The sequence below is a fragment of the Limnobacter sp. genome (assembly GCF_964228395.1).
Lineage (GTDB): Bacteria > Pseudomonadota > Gammaproteobacteria > Burkholderiales > Burkholderiaceae_B > Limnobacter.
The window spans coordinates 21,845-46,755 of record NZ_CAXQZX010000152.1; the positions used below are offsets into that span (position 1 = coordinate 21,845).

At 54.7% G+C, this 24,911-nt stretch carries 25 protein-coding genes; 8 read left to right on the forward strand and 17 right to left on the reverse strand.

Features of this window, described 5'->3' with window-relative positions; genetic code table 11:
• A complete protein-coding gene (locus ACEQU8_RS12975; protein WP_370264161.1) occupies positions 1-909 on the forward strand; it encodes a glycosyltransferase family 2 protein in 909 nt (302 codons plus the stop codon).
• Positions 906-2,060, forward strand: a complete 1,155-nt coding sequence (locus ACEQU8_RS12980) for a glycosyltransferase family 4 protein (protein WP_370264162.1) — start codon at positions 906-908, stop codon at positions 2,058-2,060. Before ACEQU8_RS12975 ends, ACEQU8_RS12980 begins: the two co-directional genes overlap by 4 nt.
• On the opposite strand, the gene ACEQU8_RS12985 is transcribed toward ACEQU8_RS12980, so the two are convergent.
• From ACEQU8_RS12985 to vapB, 14 genes are all read right to left on the reverse strand, one after another.
• Positions 2,057-3,520 (reverse strand): lipopolysaccharide biosynthesis protein, encoded by a 1,464-nt coding sequence (locus ACEQU8_RS12985; protein WP_370264163.1) that lies wholly within the window; start codon positions 3,518-3,520, stop codon positions 2,057-2,059. The two genes, ACEQU8_RS12980 and ACEQU8_RS12985, sit on opposite strands and share 4 nt — an antisense overlap.
• The gene (locus ACEQU8_RS12990) at positions 3,510-4,529 is read right to left on the reverse strand and encodes a glycosyltransferase family 10 domain-containing protein (RefSeq protein ID WP_370264165.1); all 1,020 of its coding nucleotides are present in this window, start codon (positions 4,527-4,529) and stop codon (positions 3,510-3,512) included. Before ACEQU8_RS12990 ends, ACEQU8_RS12985 begins: the two co-directional genes overlap by 11 nt.
• Positions 4,522-5,298: a glycosyltransferase gene (locus ACEQU8_RS12995; RefSeq protein WP_370264166.1), complete on the reverse strand. Its 777-nt coding sequence runs from the start codon at positions 5,296-5,298 to the stop codon at positions 4,522-4,524. Before ACEQU8_RS12995 ends, ACEQU8_RS12990 begins: the two co-directional genes overlap by 8 nt.
• On the reverse strand, positions 5,291-6,547 hold the full coding sequence (locus ACEQU8_RS13000; RefSeq protein WP_370264167.1) for an O-antigen ligase family protein: 1,257 nt from the start codon (positions 6,545-6,547) through the stop codon (positions 5,291-5,293). The genes ACEQU8_RS12995 and ACEQU8_RS13000 overlap by 8 nt, the downstream gene beginning before the upstream one ends.
• A complete protein-coding gene (locus ACEQU8_RS13005; protein WP_372521248.1) occupies positions 6,544-8,451 on the reverse strand; it encodes a polysaccharide biosynthesis protein in 1,908 nt (635 codons plus the stop codon). The genes ACEQU8_RS13000 and ACEQU8_RS13005 overlap by 4 nt, the downstream gene beginning before the upstream one ends.
• Positions 8,448-9,419: a glycosyltransferase family 4 protein gene (locus tag ACEQU8_RS13010; protein ID WP_370264170.1), complete on the reverse strand. Its 972-nt coding sequence runs from the start codon at positions 9,417-9,419 to the stop codon at positions 8,448-8,450. Before ACEQU8_RS13010 ends, ACEQU8_RS13005 begins: the two co-directional genes overlap by 4 nt.
• 68 nt (positions 9,420-9,487) lie before the next feature.
• A complete protein-coding gene (locus ACEQU8_RS13015; RefSeq protein WP_370264171.1) occupies positions 9,488-10,642 on the reverse strand; it encodes a glycosyltransferase in 1,155 nt (384 codons plus the stop codon).
• Entirely contained in the window at positions 10,639-11,457 is an 819-nt protein-coding gene (locus ACEQU8_RS13020; protein WP_370264172.1) for a glycosyltransferase, read from the reverse strand. Before ACEQU8_RS13020 ends, ACEQU8_RS13015 begins: the two co-directional genes overlap by 4 nt.
• Positions 11,436-12,323 (reverse strand): alpha-1,2-fucosyltransferase, encoded by an 888-nt coding sequence (locus ACEQU8_RS13025; RefSeq protein ID WP_370264173.1) that lies wholly within the window; start codon positions 12,321-12,323, stop codon positions 11,436-11,438. Before ACEQU8_RS13025 ends, ACEQU8_RS13020 begins: the two co-directional genes overlap by 22 nt.
• A complete protein-coding gene (locus tag ACEQU8_RS13030) occupies positions 12,320-13,402 on the reverse strand; it encodes an AI-2E family transporter (protein ID WP_370264174.1) in 1,083 nt (360 codons plus the stop codon). The genes ACEQU8_RS13025 and ACEQU8_RS13030 overlap by 4 nt, the downstream gene beginning before the upstream one ends.
• Before the next feature lie 93 nt (positions 13,403-13,495).
• Positions 13,496-15,514 (reverse strand): S8 family serine peptidase, encoded by a 2,019-nt coding sequence (locus tag ACEQU8_RS13035; RefSeq protein ID WP_370264176.1) that lies wholly within the window; start codon positions 15,512-15,514, stop codon positions 13,496-13,498.
• A gap of 217 nt (positions 15,515-15,731) precedes the next feature.
• The gene (locus ACEQU8_RS13040) at positions 15,732-17,975 is read right to left on the reverse strand and encodes a PhoX family phosphatase (protein ID WP_370264177.1); all 2,244 of its coding nucleotides are present in this window, start codon (positions 17,973-17,975) and stop codon (positions 15,732-15,734) included.
• A 94-nt stretch (positions 17,976-18,069) separates the two neighbouring features.
• A complete protein-coding gene (vapC, locus tag ACEQU8_RS13045) occupies positions 18,070-18,471 on the reverse strand; it encodes a tRNA(fMet)-specific endonuclease VapC (RefSeq protein WP_370264178.1) in 402 nt (133 codons plus the stop codon).
• Complete coding sequence (vapB, locus tag ACEQU8_RS13050; protein WP_370264180.1) at positions 18,471-18,701, reverse strand: type II toxin-antitoxin system VapB family antitoxin; 231 nt, start codon at positions 18,699-18,701, stop codon at positions 18,471-18,473. Before vapB ends, vapC begins: the two co-directional genes overlap by 1 nt.
• Positions 18,702-18,872: 171 nt before the next feature.
• Here vapB and ACEQU8_RS13055 point away from each other — a divergent pair, with 171 nt between their 5' ends.
• Together ACEQU8_RS13055 and ACEQU8_RS13060 are read left to right on the forward strand one after the other, a co-directional pair.
• Entirely contained in the window at positions 18,873-19,382 is a 510-nt protein-coding gene (locus tag ACEQU8_RS13055) for a DUF4864 domain-containing protein (protein ID WP_370264181.1), read from the forward strand.
• A gap of 1 nt (position 19,383) precedes the next feature.
• Complete coding sequence (locus ACEQU8_RS13060; RefSeq protein ID WP_370264182.1) at positions 19,384-19,743, forward strand: HesB/IscA family protein; 360 nt, start codon at positions 19,384-19,386, stop codon at positions 19,741-19,743.
• Positions 19,744-19,751: 8 nt separating this feature from the next.
• On the opposite strand, the gene ACEQU8_RS13065 is transcribed toward ACEQU8_RS13060, so the two are convergent.
• Positions 19,752-20,033, reverse strand: coding sequence for a helix-turn-helix domain-containing protein (locus tag ACEQU8_RS13065; RefSeq protein ID WP_370264184.1), 282 nt, complete (start codon positions 20,031-20,033; stop codon positions 19,752-19,754).
• 178 nt (positions 20,034-20,211) lie between these two features.
• Here ACEQU8_RS13065 and ACEQU8_RS13070 point away from each other — a divergent pair, with 178 nt between their 5' ends.
• Both ACEQU8_RS13070 and ACEQU8_RS13075 read left to right on the forward strand, forming a co-directional pair.
• Positions 20,212-20,460 carry an AbrB/MazE/SpoVT family DNA-binding domain-containing protein gene (locus tag ACEQU8_RS13070; protein ID WP_370264185.1) on the forward strand — a complete coding sequence of 83 codons (249 nt, stop codon included), beginning with the start codon at positions 20,212-20,214 and terminating at the stop codon, positions 20,458-20,460.
• Complete coding sequence (locus ACEQU8_RS13075; RefSeq protein ID WP_370264186.1) at positions 20,460-20,807, forward strand: type II toxin-antitoxin system PemK/MazF family toxin; 348 nt, start codon at positions 20,460-20,462, stop codon at positions 20,805-20,807. The genes ACEQU8_RS13070 and ACEQU8_RS13075 overlap by 1 nt, the downstream gene beginning before the upstream one ends.
• Here the strand turns inward: ACEQU8_RS13075 and ACEQU8_RS13080 are convergent, their stop codons facing one another.
• The gene (locus tag ACEQU8_RS13080) at positions 20,808-22,352 is read right to left on the reverse strand and encodes a flavin-containing monooxygenase (RefSeq protein WP_370264187.1); all 1,545 of its coding nucleotides are present in this window, start codon (positions 22,350-22,352) and stop codon (positions 20,808-20,810) included.
• A gap of 140 nt (positions 22,353-22,492) precedes the next feature.
• On the opposite strand from ACEQU8_RS13080, the gene ACEQU8_RS13085 reads away from it, so the two are divergent.
• Entirely contained in the window at positions 22,493-22,954 is a 462-nt protein-coding gene (locus ACEQU8_RS13085; RefSeq protein ID WP_370264189.1) for a DUF4149 domain-containing protein, read from the forward strand.
• A 10-nt stretch (positions 22,955-22,964) separates the two neighbouring features.
• Positions 22,965-24,014, forward strand: coding sequence for an AraC family transcriptional regulator ligand-binding domain-containing protein (locus ACEQU8_RS13090; RefSeq protein ID WP_370264190.1), 1,050 nt, complete (start codon positions 22,965-22,967; stop codon positions 24,012-24,014).
• Here the strand turns inward: ACEQU8_RS13090 and ACEQU8_RS13095 are convergent.
• Entirely contained in the window at positions 24,011-24,871 is an 861-nt protein-coding gene (locus ACEQU8_RS13095) for an alpha/beta hydrolase (protein WP_370264191.1), read from the reverse strand. The two genes, ACEQU8_RS13090 and ACEQU8_RS13095, sit on opposite strands and share 4 nt — an antisense overlap.
• Positions 24,872-24,911: the final 40 nt, after the last annotated feature.

Below are 24,911 nucleotides of genomic sequence, written 5' to 3' on the forward strand. Positions count from 1 at the left end.
ATGACAAGCACGACACCAGCAAACAGCTCACATGTGCCTTTGGTCAGCGTGCTGTTGCCAAGCTACAACCATGAGCGTTATGTGGAGGAATCTGTTCGCAGTGTTTTGAACCAAAGCCACCCCAATGTTGAGCTCATCGTGATTGATGATGGTTCATCCGACCGTAGTCCGCACATTCTGGCTGACTTGGCTCGCCAATATGGTTTTTACTTTGAGCATCAGCCCAATGCGGGTGTGGTGACCACTCTGAACCGGGCCAAGCAACTTGTAACGGGAAAATATGTGGCGCTATTGGCATCGGACGATTTTTTCCATCTCAATAAACTTGCGCGGCTGGTGGATTTCATGGAGCGAAACCCACAGTACGCCATGGTGCATTCCAACCTGATTCAGGTCGATGAACATTCCCGCGAAACGCTGCGCATTCGGGAAAATTGCCGCAGTGGTGATGTCTTCGATGACTTGCTGTGCGGGCGTTTTCACATCAATGGTTTGAGCGCGCTAATACGCGCCGATGTGTATGCCCAGTTTGAGTACGGTGCGCACTACATTGACGATTGGTACATGTGGCTGGAAATTGCGAAAACCCAAAAAATTGGGTATTTGGACGAATTTTTGGCCTATTACCGCCGCCACGACAACCATTTGACTGGTAACCCTGAAAAAATGCGGGCAGCCGAACGTGACATTCTTGATCTGCACAAAGATCAACAAGCGTACCCTGAAGCACTGGCTCATTGGCGTGAAAAGTGGTTCGGTTTTTACGCCAGATCGCCCAAAGCGTTGCACCGCGCAAAAGCCAAAACACTTGGTGCAGAACTATTGAAACAACAGCGCCCCACCCTGGCTACCCTAAAAAGTGCACTGCGCTTGGCTTGGCTTGAACTGAAAAGGCAGGACGTAAAGTGAACATTTTGATTACCACGCCCACCTTTCCCCCGTTTAATAGTGGACTGGGCAACGCGGTGCGATTGCAAGCTTTGATGCTGGGCCAATGTGGGGTCAAGGTAACCATCGCGACCCACGGCGAACGGCGTGAAACGTTGCTACACCCCGAAGGATATTCAATTGAACGATTTGCTGTCACTGGTGCTAATTTTCTGGCCACTCCACTGAAAGGCGATGTGTGTGGCTACACCCAATACTTGAAGCAAAGCCGATTTGATTTAATCCTGATGAACGCTTGGCAAAACTGGGCTGCCGACATTGTGTTAAATAACCTGCGCGACATCGCTGGTAAAAAGGTGATGTTTAGCCACGGCCTTGCGACAAATATTCTGACCAGTACGAACTGGTTTAGGTCTTTGGCGCGCTACGTTTTGTGGCGACCATACGCATGGAGGCTGAAAGGGATTCTGAGAACACTAGATGGTTTTTTTGTACTTGCTCCAGACGGTTGTGACAGTCGTTTTGACGACCTTCGACTGGCCAAACGACTAAAAGTGCCGTTTCATGTGATACCCAACGCCCTGCCCGACTACACTCTAAATTCCATGCCAAGCAACTTGCCTTGGGAAAAGCGGCGAGGCCTTATCGCGATTGGTGCCTACCACTGGACCAAGGGCCATGATTTCGTGCTTCGTGCCTATGCGAAAAGCCAGGCCAAGAACAGAGAAACCCTCACTTTTTATGGGCAGTCGGCGACTGTCGAACTGCGTGCGTTGGAACGCTTGGCCAATTCACTGGGCATTGAGTCGAAGTGGGTGAAGTTCAAAGAAGACCTGAGTAGTCACGAACTGGTGCCTGCCTACCAAAACGCGAGGCTGTTTTTAAGCGGCTCTCACACTGAATGCCAACCCCTAACAGTGCTGGACTCTATGGCGCTGGGTACTCCGTTTGTTGCGCGAGCCACTGGCTGCCTGCCCTTGATGGCGGGGGGCATCACCGTGCGAAGTGAGCAAGAGATGGCCCTAGAGATTGACCGTTTGCGCGACGAAGTTGCATTCACAAAATTGGCCAACGCTGGAGTGGCCGAGGCCGAGCACACGCACCACCCTGACCAGGTAAAACATCGACTGTGGAACAGCCTAAAGAACGTACTGAGGGCGTGCGGCAGTTAGTTAGATTGTGCAGAATCGGACAAGCGCACTGCCATGAGCTGCCTGAGTGCCGGGTTTTTCCACAACAAAGCAACCAGGCATAGCAAACTGAACACCCCCACAACAGCCACATGCAGTAGCGCCTCTTGAATGTTTTGAACAGCAAAGTCGAGCCTGTAGACGATGGCGACACTGCAAACCAGCACCATGCCTGCAAAACCCCAACGTCCAGGATCAAAACGATAGGGTAGGCGCCAGCGCATGAGTGATCCCATGACAACCAGCATGACGGCACCGGAGGTCGCCACCAACGCGGCTGCATCTTCAATTTGTGCATTACTTTGTCGCAGGGCCAGTAATCCAACGATCAGCACTGCAGAGCCCGCCAAATACGGCAAGATTAATACATTCATACGGCGCTCTACCTGCGCGGCGCTACCCAACAGGTTGCCCGCCACCCGGCAAAACTCAAATAGTGCCCCCCACTGCAGGAAAAGCACCACGTTTGCGTACTGGGCCGATACAAAGACCTTGAGTAAGGCAGCCGCCGAGGGCAATATGGCGGCCGCCAGCACCACGTACACCGGGCCGAGAGTGTTCAACAAATCGGAAAAAGCCTGAGCGCCCTCTTTTTTATCGGCTTTAGCAATGCGCCGGTAATACAAGGGAAACAAATACTGCATGCCAAGCGATTCAGCCAAGCCCCACAGTTGGGTGGACAGCGTAAACCCTACTGCCAGTGTACCCAATGCAGCGAGACCCCAGTGCCAATCAATGACCAGGCGGTAGCCTGAAACCAAACACCACATGAACCCAGTGGCCACCGCAAGCGGCACCACGTAATGCCTTAAAGCGCCAGCTTCAAGCAAAGGCTTTAGAGGCATAATTGCGGGCTTTGGTCGACTTTTGAACAATATGCGCCGCGCCCCAATTGCACCCAGTGCCATGCCGGCAGCTTGCCCCGCGAACCAGGACAGCCCACCACCAAATACAAGTACCAAAGCTGAAGAAGCCATCAAACCCAGCACCACTGTACCCGTCCCCCATAACACCGAGGAGGCCCGTAGGCCAAACATGTTCAACAGCACCACGTAAGTGGCATTCCAGGTTGCAGCGACAACCATAAAAAAAACAACCAGCATGTAGCCAAGAGGCTGGGAAGAGGAAAGTGGGGGGCGCATTTCGGCCCAAACGCCGGCGGTCAAGGCACCCATGGCTGCGACAACCAGCACATAGCTACGAAAACGGGCCAAACGGGCATACAGGGTGCCATCGTCACCCCACTCGTGGGTGTGCCGGTTGATGTATTGGCCCACGGGATTGACCAGAAACAGACCACAAAACATCTGGAAAGTCGCGAGTACGGTAAATAGACCATACTCATTGGGTTCCAATAAGGTCGTGGCCACTCGTATAGCCACCAGCGTGGCCAAAGCGGCCACCAGTCGCCCACCTGCCACCCATAGGATGTCAGCCTTCAAGGGGATGCTCCATTGTGATGTGCTGCACTATCGTGCTCGCAAAAGCATGGATACCAAAAGGCTTGGCCCGCGAGCTGCCTAGAAAACTCGAAATGCGTTCTTGATACCCAGTGTAGGTTGCATCGTCCATTTGGCGAAGGTGTGCATAAACCTCTGCAGTGGTGTTGAAGTGGCGCCGGTCGACGAAACAATCCGCAGGAATATGATCGCTGATGTTATTGGCGCCCCAGTAAACCGGTACACAGCCGGAAAGAAAACAATCAAATATTTTCTCGGTGATATAGCCCGGAACATCACGTACGTTTTCGTAACAAAGGCTGAAACGCGTGTTCGACAGTACTTGGCTTTTGCAGGCAACACGCCCGCGGTAGGACGGAAAAAACTTGAATTTGAGCCAAGGGGCGAAAACACGCCAAAAGCGGGTATGCAATTTGCCTAACAAGCCTGGTGGTGGTGGTGGAAAATTCCAGTCCGTGCCATATAAATCAAACTCGCTGGGTGCATGTTGTTCAAACCAGCGAATGCTATTAACCCGTTCGGAATACAACTCACGGTCATCGTGGTTGGCCACCGATTTGTTGCCCGCAATAACACAGCAAAATCGGGTGCGTTGAGCAAACGGTACAAACGGCGAGTGCTCCAGCAGATTCGGGAAATTCAGTTTGATATGTCGCTGACCGTCAACCTGCGTATCGTTCCAGGTGAAAATTTTGCGGTAACTGGTCAACAACCGGGGGTTGGCGTTGGCTTTGTGAATGGCGGGAGTCTCTAGTTTGATGAGGTACTTCGGCCCCGAAAAGGGAGTCTCTCTTGCATCCAGATGGATCTCAAATTCCACGAGCTTCCCGGCATTTACATCGGGCGTATTTAATTCGATGCCGTGCTGAGCAAACAAGTCTTTTAGCAAAATAGTGGCTTCAAAACCGTGGTCTCGATTGTTAGGACTTTGGCGATTAAACACATCGTTGTTGAACACACCCGAGGAAACGTAAGAGGCAAGCCTAACCATGGCGCTTGACCACCCTTCGCAGTACCAACATCAACCAGTGCCTTACGTAGCGCCAAGCCAGTAAAAAACTTGGCCCTGCAATACCAAGAGCAAATCTCAGGGCCTCGCGATTGGCCTTGGCGCTGAATACGGTAGAAATATTGCCATCTGCGATATTGATCGTAGACGCAACCGGTTTGTGCATAAAAACCTGATGACCATTAGCGGCCAAGCGCAAGTAAAGCTCGTAATCCATGCCGTAACGGGCTTGTTCATTGAATTGAAACCGCTTGACCAGATCGGCTCGAACAAAAATGTTCTGTAGACCAACCAGAGTGCCGTGCTTTATCAAAGAACGAACGCTGAAAGGTAGGTCGGGGCAACGCTGGTAAAGCATATTGCGCCCCGGGGTGAAGCTGTAGCAATCAAAGTAAAGGCCGTCCAAACTCGGTTCCAGTTTAAACGCCTGAGCCACTTGTTCAAAAACGCCGGGCAACAAAATATCGTCTGAACCCAGGTACCCCCAAATAGCATCCGAATCGATGTGAGGCAAAGCGAGGTTGATCGCGTTGGAAATACCGCTGTCGGCTTGGTTTATCCATTCGATTTCAGGGTGCTTTTTTGCATAGCGCTCAATCACGGCATGGGAGTCGTCGCTCGACTTTCCATCCACAATCCAAAGTTTTTTGTGGGGATATTGCTGAGCCAGGAAAGAATCGATCACGCGTGCAAGGTATTTGACCGAATTAAAGTTAGGTAAAACGATTTGAATCGACACACCTTCAGACACGTGTAGCCCCCTTAAGCGAACCAGCACAACCTGAACACACCAATGCGGTGCTCACCATAAACAACATGGCTTCACTCATGTCGAAATGAAACGAATTAAACAAATTACCCACGGCGAAGGTGAGTAAAAAAGCTGTCGGCAAATTGCGACCCACAGGCAACTGCATGGAAGCTCGGAAAAGAAAACCCAAATAAGCTAAATACATCGCGAGGCCAAGCAGACCAATTTGCACACCAAACAACAAATACTGGTTGTGCGGATTGTTTAATGCAAAGTTGGGGTCATTTAGCGCAGCCAAGTTCAGGGCATGGCGCACACCGCCCAGGCCGTGACCGAATAAAGGTTTTTCGGCAATCGCCTGCACCGCGTGAGTGTAATAGGTGAGGCGCATACCGCTTCGTCCCTCCGCTACGCCGTGTTTCATCCATGTGTGAAACTCCTGCAAGGCAGCTCCGAAAATCTGTTGCAAAGCAGGTACCAGCACAAGGGCCAAGACCAGCAGAAATACGGTAACTATCGCGCCCGCCAATGCACCCTTCAAGCCAAAGCGTTGATAAAACAGATAGCTTAGCAACACACCAACGACCACCCAGCCAGTTCGCCCGTCAACCATGAACAAGACATTCATCAAAGCCAGCGCTGCGAACACAAGCGCAACAAGCGACCACGTACGAGTTTGAGGTCGGGCCTGCAGCAAAAGAAAAAAATAAGCCCACAAAGCTGCGGCCAACGCCATGAAATAGTTCTGCGTGATGTGAAGTTTGAATACAGTCGGGTTGGACTGTGGTCCGCAACCTCGAAGCATTAACAAGTCACAGGACTCGGGATGAATTACTATGCTGAAGCTAAGCAACAGGGTGAGCAACATACCAGCTGAAAAACTGGCCAGCACCCAAATAACATGATGCCTATTTAGCACGGCGGCCGCAAGAAAAGGGATGTAAGCCAGCCGGGCGTATTTCGATAGATAGTCACCCGCGTCGGCCCAGGTGCTATTTGAATACAGTTGCGACATCACTAACATTGCAAAAAAACCCAGCGACGCCAAACCCACTGCACTGAGCAAGGTTTTTTGAAGTTGAGAGCGGTGCGTGGTTGTTAAGAATACCGAGAACAGCGTGAGAACGAGAAATAAGTTTGCTGGCGCTGGTTTGATGGGAATAAAAAACGTAGTCAAGGCCAGAAGCAAAGCTGGCAGGTGGTAGAGAATCGGGCGCTGGATATGACTCGAAGGGCCTGCAGCACTCATTGACAAGCCACCTTAAGTAACAGCGCTTTGGCTCGATCGATCTGGTTTTGCTCGATGCAACTGAGCAGTTCTTCCAGCAATACTTGGAACTCGGTCTGGCTGAACAACGACTCATGAGCCGACATAATTTTACTGTGGCTGGTGGGTTGCGCGTTTTCCTTGTCAATCAACAATTCTTCATAGAGCTTTTCCCCCGGGCGAAGACCACTGAACTGAATTGGAATATCGCCCTGCCCCGTTACAGGATCCAAGGGTTGAAAACCAGCCAGCTGGATCATATTGCGCGCCAAATCGACGATCTTGACGCTATCGCCCATATCCAGAAGAAACACCTCCCCGCCTTTGGCCAAGCTACCCGCCTGAATGACCAACTCAACTGCTTCATGAATACTCATGAAATAACGAACCACTTCGGGATGTGTCACAGTGACTGGGCCACCCGCCAGAATCTGCTCGCGAAAGAGAGGAATGACACTGCCTGAGGACCCCAACACATTGCCGAACCGCACGGCACAAAACACGGTGCCGTTACTTCCATTGAGCTGGGCCTGCTGGATAGATTGCTCATATTCTTGCTGAAGCACCAGCTCAGCCCAACGCTTGGTGGCGCCCATGACATTGGTTGGGCGCACTGCTTTGTCTGTGCTGATTAGCACAAAACTTTCAACACAAGCCTGCCAGGCGTGACGTGCCAAATTTTGGGTGCCCAGCACGTTATTTTTTACGCCCTCGCTGATGTTGCTTTCCACCAAAGGCACATGCTTGTGCGCCGCCGCGTGATATACCGTTTGAATGCTATGTGCTTTAAAAAGGTTGGATACCGCATATTGATCCACTACAGAACCTAGTACCGGAACAACCTCGCAAGTCCCCATCTGTAAAAGTTTACGGTGTACCTGATAAAGTGCTGGCTCACTTTGCTCGAACAAAACCAGTTTGCATGGCCCCAATAGGGCAATTTGTCGGCAAAGTTCACTTCCGATGCTGCCCCCTGCACCGGTAACCAGTACCACCTTGTTGTATATGCACTTGCCCAATAAAGCTGGGTCGGCAACCACAGGGTCACGGCCAAGTAAATCGCCCACATCTACTTCGCGCACCAGATTCACCAAATTCTTGCCCGAGGCAATATCGGCGAGGGGAGGCAAGATCCGCACCTTAAGCTGGTGCGACTCAAGCATAGCGACCACTTCGCGGCGGCGGGCGCTGGATGCGTCGGGTAGACACACGATAACGTCGGCAATTTCGTAATGATCGATCAGGAAGGGTAAACGCTCTGGGGGATACACGCGGAAACCCGATACATCTTTGTGAATCAAACTGGGGTTATCGTCCACAAAACCGGCAGGAAACATTTCTTTACCCTGCCCCAGCGAATTTGCGAGTTGAATACCGGTTTCGTTGGCGCCAAAGATAAGCACTTGCCTAGAACTGTTGACTCGACGCACCGGGAGCCAGATCAACCAGCGTGCACCAAAACGACTCGCTGCCACCAACAACGTTCCCAACATGAAATACAAAATGGGCACTGATCGTGGCGCTGCTTCAAATCGCTGAACATCGAGAAAGAACACCAAACTCGCCCACAGCAAGGTTGCAAGAAACATGCATTTAACAATGGTCCAGAGGGCTTTTTCACCCACATACCGAATCACGGACCGGTATAAGCCATTGAGCATAAACACTGGGATGGCAAATGCGGGAGCTGCAGCAAACAACAAAATCTGCCACAAAGGAAGCACTGGGAGTTCCCCCACACGCAGCCCATACGCAGCCCATACGGCAAAGAAAAGCCCAAAGAAGTCGACCGTTATCAACAGAAACTGCTTGGCGGTTCGTGGCAAGGCGATTGCCATGCCCCTTGCACCGGAAAACTTGCTCCAAAAAGAAGGTGCTTGACTCATGAGTGATTAAATTTAAAGGAATCCGCTTGCCCAGCGCGCAAATACACGGCACAAGCCAACAAGGGTGCATAGGCGATTAGCAATGCAAGCATACCGTTGAGAACGGAAAATGCAACCAAGGCGGCCCAAGGCGCCAACCATAGCAGAATGATGGCCAGCACACCGAGAGTGACTTTGCGATGCGAACCCAAGCGCTGGGTGGCATGCTGATAGGCGTGCGACCGGTGTGGCAGGCTCAATTTTTCTCCTTGCGCAGCTCGCCGCAACAGAGTGTACGTGGCGTCCACAACGAACACTCCGAGGATAATAAGCCACACGTACAACCACTTCGAATCGGCACTGGCGTGCCACCAGGCCAGACCACCAAACAGCAAGCCTAGCGTACCGCTACCCACGTCGCCCATAAAAATTTTGGCTGGCGGAAAATTCCAACAGAGAAAACCAAGCGAGGACAGAGCAAGCAGCACAGGTGGGCAAAACAGATCTGATGGCGCGCCGGCGGTCAAAAGCAATAAAGCCACCAAACCGCAGCCAGCGCAGGTTTGCACCCCGGCGATTCCATCAATCCCATCCATAAAGTTGGTGAGGTTCAATAACCACACAACACCAAGCGCTACCAACGGAAGCAACATGCCTGTGACATAAAGACTGGCCAGACCGAGATCAAGCTCAACTGGACTGGGCACAGCCAACACGACCACCGTAGCAGCCAATACATGGATGAGAAAGCGGATTCGGGCTGGGACGTGCCGATGATCATCTACAAAACCAATGGCAGCTACTGCCAATGCGCCTAACATCAGCGTGATTAAAAACCCGTTGAAACCAAACCACAGTTGTTGAATTAGCAAACCCACCAGAAATGCGAACACAATCGCAGCCCCTCCGCCACGGGGTGTGGGGTATACATGCGAGCTGCGGTGGTTGGGGTTGTCCATCACACCTTTGCGCAATGAATATTGACGCACCAAACCAGTACCTGTGAAAGCCGCGGCAAAGACACCCACAAAGAGGCATAAGACGAACCAGTGATTGCTCACAAACGCCCCCTCAGCAACTCTTGGTAGTATTCTAAAAACGCCTGCACGACCATTCGCTGGTCAAAATCACGACGCACGCGCACTTGAGCTGCAAGCCCCAAACGGCGACGCAGGTCTACATTGAGTAACTGTTGCATGCATTCTCGCAGGGCTTCGATGTTTCCACAGGGGAACATCAAACCGGTGTCATGATCAACCATAGCGTCAGAAATTCCATAAATTTGACTACCAATGGCCGGAATGCCCAGCGCTGCAGCTTCAATAATCACGACACCAAATCCTTCCCTATGGCTTGGCAACATCAAGACATCCGCGGTTTGAAGTGCTAGCTGTGGCGTTGCGGTGTAGGGCTGAAATTGTACGCGACCAGGGTATGCGGCGCACAGCGGCTGATATTGCTCCACAATCTGATCCTCGTCTGGGCCAATCAAGAGCAACTGCGCTTGAGGGTGCACCGCCGCAAGCGCACCGAATGCTTCGCGCAACTCCAACAAACCTTTGTCGCGAGTCAAACGGCCCAAATAAGTGAATACAACATCTTGTTCTCGGTAGCCCAAGGCGGCACGCTGCGAAACCCGAAGTTGTTGATCTGACTTAAACAATTCAAGATTGACACCGCCAATTGACCCATGCGCCAATACACAGGACTTTCTGGCCGAAATCAGCCCCTCTTGAATTAACACCTGTCTCTCCGATTCACTAACCACAGTTAGATGACTGGCTAAGCGACCCACCAGCCAATCCATACCCCGAAGGATTTGGCGCCATAACCCAGTTTTGTTGGCCCAAATTTCGCCTTGAAAGGTGTGAATACGAATGGGCGTACGAGCAAACCAAGCTGCCACAATTCCCAATAATCCTGCTTTAGGATTGACCGTATGCACCAACACAAAACGCTCTTTACGCAAATACCAAAACAAAGACCACAATGCTCGCAAATCCCGCTTGGGCGACACGGCTCGCTCAATGGGAACGAAATGAAACCTCACAGGTAAACGAAGACTGTCCAGAATCTCGGGAAAATCGTTTTTTAAGATCAGGGTGACTTCGTAGCGCTCAGCCAGGGCATTCAAATGTGGTACGAGAAAAAACTTTACCTGCAATACTGTGGTGGTGATAAGCGCAATTGAAGGCTTGACGGGCGTATTCATGCGCGTTTTCCTGTCCAGGCCTGCACTTTTCGTACCACGAGTTGCACCAGCGAACGAAAGATTCCGACGATAAACATGGGGTTAGCGGTTAGCAAAAATTCGCGCAAGCGCAGCCCGATATCGTGGGCCACGAACAGGCCAATGCGGTCGGCTCCAGTAGACTGCCCGGCATGCACGCGGTAACGAAAAACAGCCTCCCTTAGGTTGTGAAATACAACCTTTGGTCTACGCCGCAACATACGCAGCCACAAATCGTAATCTTCAGAAGCATGACCATACATGTAGCCTTGCAATGACAGAACCAAGGAGGTGCGCATGGCCACAGTGGGATGAGCTAGGACGCAGTTGAACGGTAAAAGCCGACGAATCGTCGAATTGAATTCCGGCAGACTCGATATTTTGATTATGTCTCCATGAGAATCGATCATGAGGTAATTAGAGCCCAACACATCCGTCTCAGGGTATTGCAAAAGAAAGTGACGCATGGTTTCCAAACGATTTGGCTCAGACAAATCATCCCCATCCATACGCACCAAATAAGCCCCTCGGGCCTGTTGGATCAGCAAATTAAGGGCAAATACTAATCCCGGCATTGGCGTGGAGACAATGCGCACACGCGCATCGTTTTTAACAAAGGGGGTCAGCTGCTCTTCAAGCTCTAAAGAGGCCGGACCGTTTGCAGCAATTAGAAACTCGAAATCCGAATCGGTTTGCTTCAAAATACTTTGAATTGCCAACGGTAGCAATTCATGCCAACGATGAATAGGCATGATGACGCTAAAAAAGGGGGCCTTCACTTTTGAATTCGCTCCCATTGAGTGGGCACGAGAGTTTGCTCCTTATAACGAGAGTCATCAAACCAAGGTTTTGGCGCAATCTTGATGCCTTGATCAGCTTGCGAAAGCCACGCCCCCCACCAACTATAGGAACTGTTTGCGACGATGTGATGCTGACAGGCTGCCATCAAGGCCATATCCACGGCAGCCCGGCCATCTTCAGTTTCAACGAACACGGTTGCTTCCGGCCAGTCAATATTGGCCTTGGCCCACATTGGGTCATTGGAGAAAACAAAGAAGCGCGCAAGCTTGACCCTGTTCTGTATTGAAAGGATGGCGCGCTGATAATACTGTGGACTGCAAACGCCGTGAATTCTAAGTGTGGCAGAGTTGCTTATGTAATCGCCACGACGCACGTGAACTGCCACTGCTACGCAGCGCTGAATTGCTTCTAAGTACTTCCGCGCTCTTTCACCTAGCGGGTCTCGCAAGGTGAATTCTTTCAGTAGTTTCGCCCTTACAGTCATGAAGTATGCTTCACTTTGGAAATACCCAAGCAGCCATTTACCGTCTCTTAATTCAAGCCAGGCTGGATCAAAGGCTAGAGAGGGTTCTTTGAAAAAGAGCCAGCGCCCTAACAACAATGGAATTTTGTTACCCAAACGAATTCGAAGCGTTGAACACTGGGAAAGAATGTAAGGAGGCGCAACCGTCGCACTGATATTCCACTGCAACAAACCAAAATCATGCAGGGTGTACGATTCGTATTCACGCGTATCAATGTGCAACTGCGCACCCAGTCGAGTGGCGAGCGCAAGACCCGCCGCATACTGGAACATCTGATTGCCTAGGCCACCGGCCAGCCTCACCACCACGGGCTTTTTCGAGTGATTTTGGTCGATCAAACCCACCCCCACCGCTGCCAGTGCATTTTAAGAAATGCATACGTAACCGGCGCTGTAATCAGACCGGGCAGGCCAAAGGCCACTTCGCCCAGAATGATGGCGATCAGCATTTCGGGTACGCTGGCGCGCACATTGCGGCCAATGATGAAGCCGTTGATGAAATATTCCAGCTTGTGGATGATGAAGAGGTACATCACTGAGCCCAGGGCCACGAGCACGCCATAGCGAATGGTGAGCACCAATATCAGCGTGTTGGCCATGATGTTGCCCGCCGCTGGTATAAGGCTGGCCACGGCGGTGAACATGAGCAACAGCTCGCGGAAGGGCAAAATAACGTCGAAGGTGGGCAGAATGCCGTAAACAAACACGGCTGTGCAAAAGGTGTTCCAGATGCTGACATACACCTGCGCGCCCATGAGCAGGGTGAAACTGCGCACGTAGTTTTCTAGCGCGGCCAGCCAGGCATTGGCCAAGGGCTTGACGGCAGTGGTCATTTGGGTGGGCACGGCGCTGCTCATGAGTGCGGCCGACACCCCCAAAATAAGCGCAAACACCAACTGCAAAAAAATAAAAAAGCTGGCACCACCAAAGTTGCGCACGTAGCCCATCACGTCGCCTTCTTCCTTGGTCAGCATTTTGTACAGGTCGCTTGGTTTGCCCGGTATGTGCTGGCGCACGGCATCGGGCAGGCTGGCGGTGACCGTGTTCAGGTTGCGCAGGGCTTCGTCCACCAGTTGGGGGCCTTGTTGGGTCATGGTGGCCACCACAAAGCGCACGCCGCTGTTAAACCCCACGCCAATCAGAAACACCGCCAAGGCCACCACCCCCACCGTAAGCACCGTGGGCAGCCAGCCAAACAAAGCCCTTAAATAACGGCCTTTGAAACGGTTGATGTGGGGCTGAAGCAGGCGAATAAAGCCACGCCTGGTGAACCGGGTGAGCGCAAAAATTGCCAGGCCGGCAATGAGGCCCACACCGATTTTGAGAGACAGCATGGTGACCCAAATGGCCAGAATGCCGGCCACGCAGGCGTATTCCCAACGGACGGAATAAGGCTTGTGCTCGATTTCTGTGGTCATGGGGTGCGTAAAGTGCTTTGTTATTGAATGGGATATGACCAGAACTTCAGCGATTCTATCCCAATAACAATACACAAACGCCGAGCCATGCCGCTAGCGCAAGCGCCACCCCCCCACCAAACCAGCCAAAGCAAGCAGCCCCAGCCAAGCCAGCGAGCCGCCACCGCCTCCACCCGTGTTGGGGCCACCGCCACTGGAGGCAGAGCCTCCCGCTGTTTCGCTAGCGCCCGTGGACGTTCCCCCGGAGCCAGCCACTGGCGGTCCTCCCCCACCCTGGGTGAAGGTTTGCTCATTGGCACCTGTGCCCACCAATCGCACCAAGCCGGTGTTGCTGCGATTGGTGGCGGTGTCGGTCACGGTGAGTTGCAGCTCGGCAATGTTGTTGTTCAATCCGCCAAGCACCTGCACCGTGCTGCTGGTGGTGCCAGCCAAAGCAAGGGGGTTGCCAAACACCTGCTGCCAGGCAAAGCTTAGGTTGGCGGTACCACCATTGCTGTTGGTGGACAAACTGGCATCCAGGCTTAAGCCGCCGTTGGCCGTGCTTGCCATCGATTGGGGCACGTTGGCCACGGGTGGCGCACTGGGTAAGGCGCGGGCTTGCAGCAGCGCCTGAAGCGGGTCGAGCAGGCCCGCGCCACAACTTGCCGGGGTGCAGGCTGTGCGTCTAACCCCGCCGAGCAAGGTGCCCGTAAAGTCGGCGTTGGCGGGGTAGGCCCGGGCGCTGCTGCGCAACAGGTTGGCCACTTCGGCTGGGCTTAAGGTTGGCCGCACGGCCTTGAGCAAGCTGATGGTGCCGGCCACCATGGGCGCAGAAAAGCTGGTGCCTGCAAACAATGCGGCGCTGTGCGCATTGTTGTTGGGCTGCCCATTGGGCAAGCCGGGGTTGCTGGCACCCGCATAGCGGCCATTGGCATCGCCCGGCGCGGCTATGGTTAGCGCCCCCTCGGCGGTGCTGCCTTTGGCGGTGTAGGTGGCCAGTTGGCCAGTGGACAAGGCCGCGCTGGCTGCAATCGCACCGGGGCAACTGGCCGGAAACTCAACCGCCCCACCTTGGTTGTTGCCCGCAGAAATAACCACACTCACCCCCAGCGCCACCGCATCGCCAATGGCTTGCCGCAGTGAGGCCGCCGCGCTGCCCGTGCAGCCCCCCCCACCCAACAAAGGCGTGTTGGTCGAAAAGCTTAGGTTTATGACCTTGGCTGGATTTGGGTTGAAGCCGATCATGGGGTCCACACGGCCCGAGCCACTGGCCCAGTAAAAGGCGTCCACAATGTCGGCGCTGGTGGCAATGCCACACCGCCCCGAAACCCGCACTGGCAGTACCTTTGCATTCCAGTCCATGCCCGTTAAAAAAGTGCCGTTGTTGCTTTGCGCAGCCGCCACCGAGGCCACAGCGGTGCCGTGGAAGGAGCTGTCTGTGCTGCCATCGGTGCACGCAAAGCCAGGTGGGGGCGCATCGCCGGGGTCAGACGGGTCGGGGTCGCGGCCATCGCCATCATTTGAGCCATTGTCCAACACGCGGCCTGTTTCGGTCTGGCCCGTGGGTGGGGTGGCGCGGCTAACAAAGTCGTAGCCGGGCAACAAGCGCCCGCGCAACTCGGGGTGGTTAAACAACACCCCACTGTCGAGCACCGCCAACACCACACCGCTGCTGCCGCGGGTTTGTTGCCACACACCGCGCATGCCCAGGCTGGCGTAGGCATTGCTGTCCATGTAGATGGCCTGGTTGCTGCTGTACACCGGGTCATTGGGGGTGGGTACTGCCGTGCGCCGCAGGGGCAGGTCGGGGCTAGCAAAACGCACACCGGGCAAGGCATTGAGCGCCTGCATCACAGCCTGTGCACTTTGAAGCCGGCCAAGCTTTGGCACATCCTGAAATTCGACCAACACGCTGCCGGGCTGTAGCATGGGGCGCAAAACGCGCACAGGCACGCCCACGGCGGTTTGAATTTGCTTTTGCAACTGGGCGCTGGTCGGCTCTGCCGGGCCAAGGCCGCCGGTGTTCACAATCCAGCGCATGGGCACAGCGTCTTGCAACTCGGCCACCACGGGGGCAAGCGGTTTGGCAGAACGAATTTGCGCTTGCGCAGGCACGGCAAACACGAAACCCATGGCCAAACCAAGGGCCGCCAAGGGCAAAACGGGGGAAGAACACGAACAGCGCACGACCTACACTCCAGCAGGTTATTTGATTTATTACCTGCCACACCCAAAAAAGGATTCACCCCACAGGGCTTTAAAACCGAGTGGGGTGACTAAAAAAGACCGAAACTAAAAAACCCGAATCAACAGAACCCCAGGCGCACTCGCCCAGGGTCTGCAACCCGTCTTACTGGCCCACCAAGCCACCATCCACGCGGGTGATCACAATGGTGGCCGACCGTGGGCGGTTGCCCACCACGGGCACTACACCCGCGGGTGGGTTGCCGAAGCCGCCACCGGGCAGGCTGTAGGGCCATGCGCTGGTGGGTGCGGCGGTCAGGTTACCGGTGTCCTCCCCGGGGTGCTGAATGTTCACAAACAGGGCCTTGCCGTCTGGGCTTTCGGTGAGGCCAGTGATTTCGCTCTCCACCGGGCCCACCAACAAGCGGCGCAGAGTGCCCACGTTGCCCGCACGGGTGGTCACCACGCCGCCATTTGCTTTGGTGTTGTCCACGGTGAGGGTGCTGCCATCGCCCACTTCACCGGGTACAGCGGCCAGCAACATGCAGTTGGAGGTGTCGGTGAAGGCGCCATCGTCAGTTTGAATGTAGAGCACGCCAGTTTTTTGAGAGAACCACAAGCCATCGGGGCTGGACAACACATTGTCTGCGGTGAGCCCAGAGATGTTGACATTGGGGTTGGTGAGGTCGTCGGTTTCGGCACCAAAGAGGTAGATGTCCCATGCAAAGCCAACCGCAGCGGGGTTGCGGCCGTCTTCACGCCAACGAATGACGTGGCCGTTCACGTTGCCGCGAGACCCCGAATCCCCAATGCCATCGCCATCGTCGTCGCGGTCGAAGTACACCCGCGGGTTGGCTGGGTCTGCCGTGGTGCGGCTGGTGTTGTTGGTCAGTGTCATGTACACCTCGCCATTGCGAGGGTTCACGGCGCCCCATTCTGGGCGGTCCATGGGGGTGCCACCTGCAATGTCAGCAATCAAGCGGGTGTTGAGGAATTGCTCGTTGGCATCGGTGACGGTGTAGGTGATGGCCGCGGTGGACAGCGAGCCGCTGCCGCGCACGGTGTTCACCACGGTGCCGTTGGCCACCGTGGCCAGGTCGAGCCAATCGCCGGTGAAGTCGGCATCAAAACGCGCCACGTACAGTTTGCCAAAGTCCAGGTATTTGTCGCCTGCTTGCAGGCCGCCCATCATGTCGGCGGGGTCCCAGTTGGCGGTGGACACAAACTTGTAAATGTACTCGTAACGGGAATCACAACCCATGTAAAACACCACGGGCTTGCCAGCTTCCACGGGGCCCACCCAGGCGCCCTCATGGGCAAAACGACCCATGGCGGTGCGTTTTTTGGGGGTGCTGTTGGGGCGGAAAGGGTCGATTTCAACGTTGTAGCCGTAGGTGAAATGGGCGTTGCGATAGTCATCCGCCGCGGTGGCACCTGCAATGGCCACATTCCAGCGGCCAAAGGGTTCGCCCACCTGGCCCACATCGCTGCCGGTGCTCCAGCCTTCGCGGCCAGCGCCGCTGGTGCGCACGCCATAACGGCGCATGGAGGCTTGGTCGTTGCTGCTGCGCCCGGTGTTGTTGGTGTTGCCAAAATAGCCTGCCCAGTTTTCTTCGCAGGCCAAGTAGGTGCCCCAAGGGGTGTAGCCGCTGGCGCAGTTGTTGATGGTGCCGCGCGTGCGGGTGCCGTTGGGCGAATACTTGGTGACCATGGCTGGCACGCCGCGCAGGGGGCCGCTGATTTCCATGTCGGTGAAGGTGTGCACGCGGCGATTGAATGGAGAGCCTTTCACCACGCTGTACTGGCCATTGCTGCCACGGCGCACTTCAACCACGGACACCCCATGAATGTACATTTCTTTCAAGGCCTCGTTGGCGTTGCGCACGCCGCCCGTGCTGGTGGGGCCATTGGCATGCAAAAACAAAGGGGTGATGGCTTCGTGGTTGATCACGAGCAGACCCCGGTCGCTCACATTCGGGTCCCAGGTGTTGTTGGCGCCCAAACCAAAGAAGTACATGCCATCGTGGTGGTCGCCGCTGCGGAACTGGAATTCGGAAGGGTTGTTGGCCGCATCGCTGCCATCGTTGGCGTAGTCTGCAATGCCGTTGGCAATGGGGTCGCCCAATTTATACAGCACCTGAAACTGGTAGCCCGGGGCCACTTGCACCGAGTCGGCCAGGCTCAACGGGGTGGAGCTAAAGCCCACGGCGCTGAGCTGTGCGGTGCCGCTGGCACCAGCGGCCACACCATCGCCACCACATCCGGCCAGGCCCAAAAAGCCCAAGGCGGCCACGCCCATGGAGCCTTTTAAAATGGTGCGGCGACCCGGGTTGTCCAGGTGCGTGTTGATGATTTCTTGGAATGTGGGGCTGGACAGAATTTCCAGCTCTTTTTGAGACATGTTGGACATCACTACCTCCGTGTTAAACCCGTGGGATTGTGAGGAGGATGTGTTACAGCCCGGTGAGAGTTTTGTGACTGTAATATTTAACAGTTTGAAACATTCATGAAATCCAGGTTTCGTGCCGCAAGCCTGGGACACGGGCAAATTCCTTGAGGTTGTGGGTGACCATGATGTAGCCGCGGCTTCGAGCGTGACCAGCCAACTGCACATCGTAAGCACCGATTGGTTGGCCAGCCTTTTTTAGTTCCGCTCGCAATTGTGCCGCATGCACGGCTGCATGATGATCGAAGTCCAGAACCTGCAGACGGGCCACAAATCCTTCGACCACCTCTAGGTTTCGATCGGGGTTCAAAGAGCATTCTGCACCGTAAACAAGCTCCATGAGGGTAACGCTGCTAATGCACATTTGCCCGGCATGTTTTTCAAATTTTTCGCGCACCTCTGGGGGTTTGTTTTTAATGGTGTAAATGCAAATGTTGGTATCGAGCATGAACTTAAGCATCAGAAGCTTTCCCGATCTTGCATGCCTGGCTGATCGCGGTCTTGCATAAAATCATCTGTGACGCTTGGGCCCTCAAACCACGCCACCCATGCCTCGCCAGCGGGCGAAATGATGCGCGTGCGCCCAACTGCCACCACCTCCACCACCTTCACGTCGGCTGGCAGCGCCAAGGCTTTGGGAATACGAACCGCCTGAGAGCGGCTGCTTGTGAACACTGTTGATTTGGCCATGAAACACCCGAGGTTAATGGAGTGGGATATGCAGACGGGATATGCTCCACACCGCTTCTATTTAAAAGCAATGGTGCTCCGAGGTCAAGCCGACCCTCGCTTCTGGCCCAGTTGCAAAGCGCCTGTTTTTTATGCAAACTCATTTTTCCTTGGTAGTACAGGAATGCAGGCATGCCCAGTTCATCGAACGATCGCCCCGCAGAGCCCCCCAGTAGCAAGCGTTACCTGGAACGGGAACGGGCTTTTCAGCAAAAAATCTGGAAGCTTTGGATTTTGATTTTTACCATTGGCCTGGCGGCTGCCTTTACCAAAAGCGCACTGGCCAACCCCGAGCAAGACCAACGCGACACCCGCGCCGTGATTGAAGCTCAACTGGCCGCTTTCAAGGCCAACGACGGCAAAAAGGCATTTTCTTACGCCACCCCCAACATTCAAACCATGTTTGGCGACGCGGCCACCTTCATGAACATGGTGCGCGAGGGCTACGATGTGGTGTACCGGCCTGATGCAGTGCGCTTTGTGCGCTTTGAAAGCGATGGAGCCAACGCTCTACACGTGCTGCAGATGACCGACCGCCACAAAACCCTGTGGAACGTATACTACGTGCTGGAAAAACGCGCCGAGGGCGGTTGGAAAATTTCTAGCTGCGAGACCGAAAAGGCGGCCACCCAACTGATTTGACATGAGCCAAGCCGACGTACACACCCCCACTTGCAACATCACTTTGACCGATGCCGCACAAGAGCGCATTTTGGATTTGCGTGACAACATGCACAAGCCAGCCATGATTCGCTTGTATGTGCAGGGGGGCGGCTGCTCTGGCTTTGAGTACAAAATCGACATGGCAAAAGAGCTAAACGATGACGACATTGAGGTGGAAATTAACCCCTACATCAAGTTGTACGTGGACCCCTTCAGCGCCCCCTACCTGGAAGGCACACAAATTGACTACGAGCAGCACACGTTGAGTGCCCGCTTCGTGTTTAACAACCCTCAAGCCACAACCACCTGTGGTTGTGGCTCCAGTTTTTCGGTCGAATAAGCCAGCGTTTACAAAATTTTTGCGTTGCGGAACAGTTGGTCAACTGTGACGCGCGACATGCTGGATTCGTCCCGGGCATCCGATGACGCATACAGCGTAATTTGTAAAGCACTGAGCACATTGAACAAGCGATTGGCACTGATAGAGCCTGGATTTTTTTCCAGGCTGGACACGGTGCGTTGATCGATGCCCAACAATTCGCCCAACTGTTTTTGGGTGAGGCCCAACTCGCGGCGACGGGTGCGCAGCAGGTGGGTAACCTCTGAAATGTGAAGTTTCTTCAAAGCCATGGCAAATGTATGTCGTTGTGTTAGCCCCTCGCTAAACGCATGTGCATTTGCGTGGGTTGACTAACAATGTGACAAACCTTGATGCACAAATCAAGGCTTATTTCGGGCCTGGACTTTGTTTTATTTTTGTTCTACTTTGTTTGTGATTTATCTATCGTGAAATATAGGTGGAACCTGCATGAAACAAACTTTACGTAAAGCGGGTGGCTCCTTGGTGATGACCATTCCCAAGGCTTTTGTAAACCTCAACAATCTGAAGGAAGGCTCGCAAGTGGAACTGGCAATGAGCGGCAAAAAAATGGTGGTGGAGGTACCTTCGCGCCCCCACTACAAACTAAGCGACCTGCTGAAAGAAACCCAAACTGAAGGGCTGCCCATGGTCAAAGGCTGGGACGAAATACCCGACCTTGGACAGGAGAAGGTTTGATGGCCTACGTACCAAGTCGCGGTGATATTGTTCACCTGCAATTTGACCCCGCCACTGGCCAGGAAATGAAAGGTCCCCACTATGCCTTGGTGGTCAGTGGAAAGCCTTTCAACCAGTTGGGTCTGGCCATGATGTGCCCCATCTCGCAGGGTGTGGCCGCAAGCCAGCGCAGCTTTGGCACCGTGGTTACACTGATGGGCAGCGGCACCCACACGCAGGGCGCTGTGCACTGTCACCAATTAAAAGCACTCGACTGGCGCGCCCGTAAAGCCAGCAAAAAAGAGGGCGTGCCTCAATGGGTGGTCGACGATGTGCAGGCACGCCTCGAGGCTATTCTTTTTCAGTAATTACATCACCTTCAAAGCCTGCACACCCGTGCGCAGGTGGTCGGCCAGCCTGGGCTTTAACTCTTTGCCACTTTTGCCCACCAAACGGTAGTCAGCTGGGTTAAATCGAGCGATGCGCAGCCGGTATTCGGCATTCAAACCGGGGTACAGGGTGTTGTTTCGCCCGTTGGGGCTCAGGTACCAACTGGCGCAGCCGCTTTTCCACACGGTGTGCTCGCTGCGGTTGTCCATCACCTTCACAAAGGCCTGCTCAACTTCAGGCTTTACCTCGATGGCTTTCAGTTTGCGAGCGTTGCGAAGCTTTACCGCTTGAATCACATAGTTGATTTGCGCTTCGGCATAGGCAATGACTGACGTGTGGCCCGGGCCGGTGAATGGCCCCACCAAGCAGTACAGATTTGGAAACCCTGCGGTGGTAATACCCTGGTAAGCTTCAGCCCCGTTTTTCCATTTGTCGTGCAGGCTGGCCCCGCCAATGCCTTTGGCATCAATCGGTGAGCCGGTGTGGCGCACCTCGTAGCCGGTGGCGTAAATCACCACGTCCAGCTCGTGCTCGGTGCCATCGGCCAGGCGTATGCCCTTCTCGGTGAACTGCTCAATGCCCGTGGTTTCCAGGTGCACATTGGGCTTTTGCATGGTGGGGTACCAGTCGGAGCTTACCAGCACGCGCTTGCAGCCAAACTTAAAGTTGGGCGTTAGCTTTTTGCGAAGCTCGGGGTCTTTGACCTTGCGGCGCAGGTAGCTGCTGGCCATTTTTTCGGGCTGGGCTTTGAAGGCGTCGTACTTCAAGATCAAAAACGGTGCTGTGATCTCGTTAAACCAATACACGCCCAGCCGGTTTAGCTTCATGTTCAGGGGTGCTTTGCGGTACAGGGCTTTCTCGCGCTCCTCGATGCGGCGGTCGGGGCGCGGCATGATCCAGTTGGCGGTGCGTTGAAACACCACCAGTTGGCTGACTTGGTCAGCAATGGCTGGCCCCACCTGCACAGCGGTTGCGCCCGTGCCGATTAACCCCACGCGCTTGCCTTTCAGGTCCACCGAATGATCCCAAGCGGCGGTGTGAATCACTTTGCCTTTGAAAGCGCCTGCGTTTTTAAACTCGGCCATTTTGGGCGCTGCAAACGGGCCCACGGCGGTGACCACATTTTTGGCCTGCACGGTTTGACCCTGGTCGGTGGTGATGCTCCACAGTCCAGTTTGCTCGTCGTAGCTGGCGCCCGTTACGCTGGTGTTGAATTGGATGTAGGGGTACACACCGTATTTGGTGGCGCAGTGGCGCAGGTATTTATAAATTTCGCCCTGCTTGGCGTAGCTATTGCTCCACTCGGCCCAGGGCTCGAATGAATAGCTGTACAGGCTGCTTTTTACGTCGCAACCGCAGCCGGGGTAAGTGTTGTCGCGCCAAGTGCCGCCGACATCGTGGCCTTTGTCAAAGATGCGGAAATTTTTCTCGCCCGCTTTCAGCAGTTGGATGCCCATGCCCAGGCCAGACACGCCGGCGCCGACAATGGCCACTTCTAAAACAAGGTTGGGGGTGGAAGCCATGGTGTGTTGTTCTCAGAGTTGGAAAGGATGACGCTTAGTGTAGGTGAGCAGCTGCGCCCCCAGTGATGGCCGTGGGGGACGAGTTTGGAGTCATTTTGGGCCATAATGGGTGCTTGCAGTTGTTTTAAAGCAGGTGATGTATGGATTGGTTCAATGTGGCAACAACCCTGGCGCTGGGCGCCTTGTTTGGCGGAATGTTGATGTTCTCTGCGGTGTTTGCGCCGCTGGTGTTTACCAAACTGCCCATGGAACACGCTGGGCCGTTTATACGGGCAGTGTTTCCTTGGTATTACCTCTACATTGTGGTGTTGGGTCTGTTGGGGACCGTGCTGGCGGCACTGGCCGGGGCCAATATTTGGGTGCTGCTGCCCACCGCGGTGGTGGGGCTGGCCGGCGTGTACACGCGGCAGGTGCTGATGCCGCAGATCAACGCACTGCGCGACCGCGAATTGGCTGGCGATAAAACAGCCGCCGCTCCTTTTAATGCCAAGCACAGGCTTAGCGTGGCCATCAACGCCGTGCAATTGCTGGTGGCCGGTGCCGTGCTGGCCTATTGGGCCTACCCGGGCAATGTGCCGCCCGTGCCGGGCTTCGTGGGCTAATTATCCGACCATGCGCCAAACGCCTGCAGCCCGCCGCCTGGAGCAAACCACCGTTGCACAGGCCTACCCGCTGTTTTTTGTGAACTATGCGGTGCAGCGTGGCTTTGGTGCAGCCCAGGTGCTGCATGGCACGGAGCTTTCACTGGCGCAATTGCAAGTACCCGGCGCACGCATACCGGCTGCGCAGCATGGCCAGATTGTGATGAACCTGCTTGCCTTGTTCCAAAGCGAGCACATTGCCATCGACATAGGTTTGCAAAGCAGCCTGACCAAGGCGGGCATGATTGGATTTGGCCTGATGAGCTGCGCCACCCTGCGCGAAGCACTTGAGTTGGGCATTCGGTTTTTGCCCACCAAGGTGCCCTTCTACACCATAGACACCACGGAGGACGAGCACACCTTGGCCTGCCATGTGCGAGAGGCCATGCCGCTGGAACCGGTGCGCAAATTCGCCATAGAAAATTTTATGGTGGAGGTGTGGCGTTTGTTTGAAAACCTGTTTGACCCCACGGGCCAACACCGCGAACAAAGCGGCATTGAGCTGTGGTTTGACTGGCCCCAGCCGCCCTATTACGCAAGCTTTGCAAGCAGCCTGCCCAAGTGCAGGTTTAATGCGCCGGGCAATCAAATTCGCATACCCAAACGCTGGACCGACCTGCCCCTGCCCACCGCCAATGCGGCCACTGCGCACATGGTGATTGAACAATGCGAGCAGGAAATGGCTTTGTTGGGTTTTGGTGAAAACTGGGGCACGCGGGTTAAAAACCAAATGATTTGCAGAAACGGCCACTACCCCAGTGTGGACGAAGTGGCGCAAAGCCTGCACGTGTCACCTAGAACCTTGAAGCGCAAATTGCAGCTTGAAGGCAAACACTTCACTGAGCTGTTGGGCGAGGTGGTGCAGCGTGACGCCTGCCTGCTGCTGGAGACCACCCGGCTGACGGTCGACGACATTGCCGCACGCGTGGGCTACCAGGATCGGGCCAACTTTACCCGGGCTTTTAAACGGCGTACGGGCAAAACGCCCAGCGAATACAGGCAATGGGTTGGGGCCGACTAGGCCAACAAAAACTGCGCCACCAGGCCCTGTGCATCCACATCGTGCGGCAGGCTGACGTGGTTGGTTCCTTTGACTGTGGCCACCAAAGGTTTAACGGCAAAGTGCTGCACCAAGCGAAGAGATGAGCTGTGCGGCACCACGGGGTCTTCTTCGGCCAGCAGCACAAACGTGGGGTTGTGCACCTGCGTGGCCCACTCATGGCTTTTGAATTTGCTGCGCAACAAAAGCGACACAGGGGCCAGGGGCACTTTGCGCCGTGCAATGTTCACCAGGCTGTCGTAGGGCGTAAACAACACCAGCTTGTGGATGGGGGCACTGGCGGCCAGTTGCATGGCCACGCCAGTGCCCAGGCTTCGACCAATCACCGAAATCTTTTCACGGTTGCACCAAGGCTGTTGCGCCACCCATTTGTAGATGGCATGTGCATCGGCCACCAGGTGGCGCTCTTCGGGCTTGCCTTGGCTTTTGCCATAACCGCGGTGATTAAAAAACACCAAGGGCAAATCTTTAAAACCGCGGGCCTCTTTGAGCAACCACCGCACGTCTTCGCTGCGCCCACCAAAATAAATGGCACAGGGCGCCCGGTCGCCTGGGTTGCCCTGACCGGCAGGCAAGCGCACCCAGCCTTCCAGCTCGATGCCCGGGGCCACCTGCAGGCGCAATTCGGTCAATTCATCGCATGGTGCTGTACTTGCGCCGCACTCCATCGACTCATCAATCAAGGCTTTGTAGGCCGGGCAAAACACATGCTTGGTTTGACTAAAGTAGAGGTAGCTCCAATACGCCGCCAAACCCATGGAGGCAGACAAGGCCACCTTGGGCACTACACGACTGGTTTTTGAGGCGGGCATGTTCATGGGCTTTGGCTTTGTTACAAAAGGAAGTCGATTCATCAAC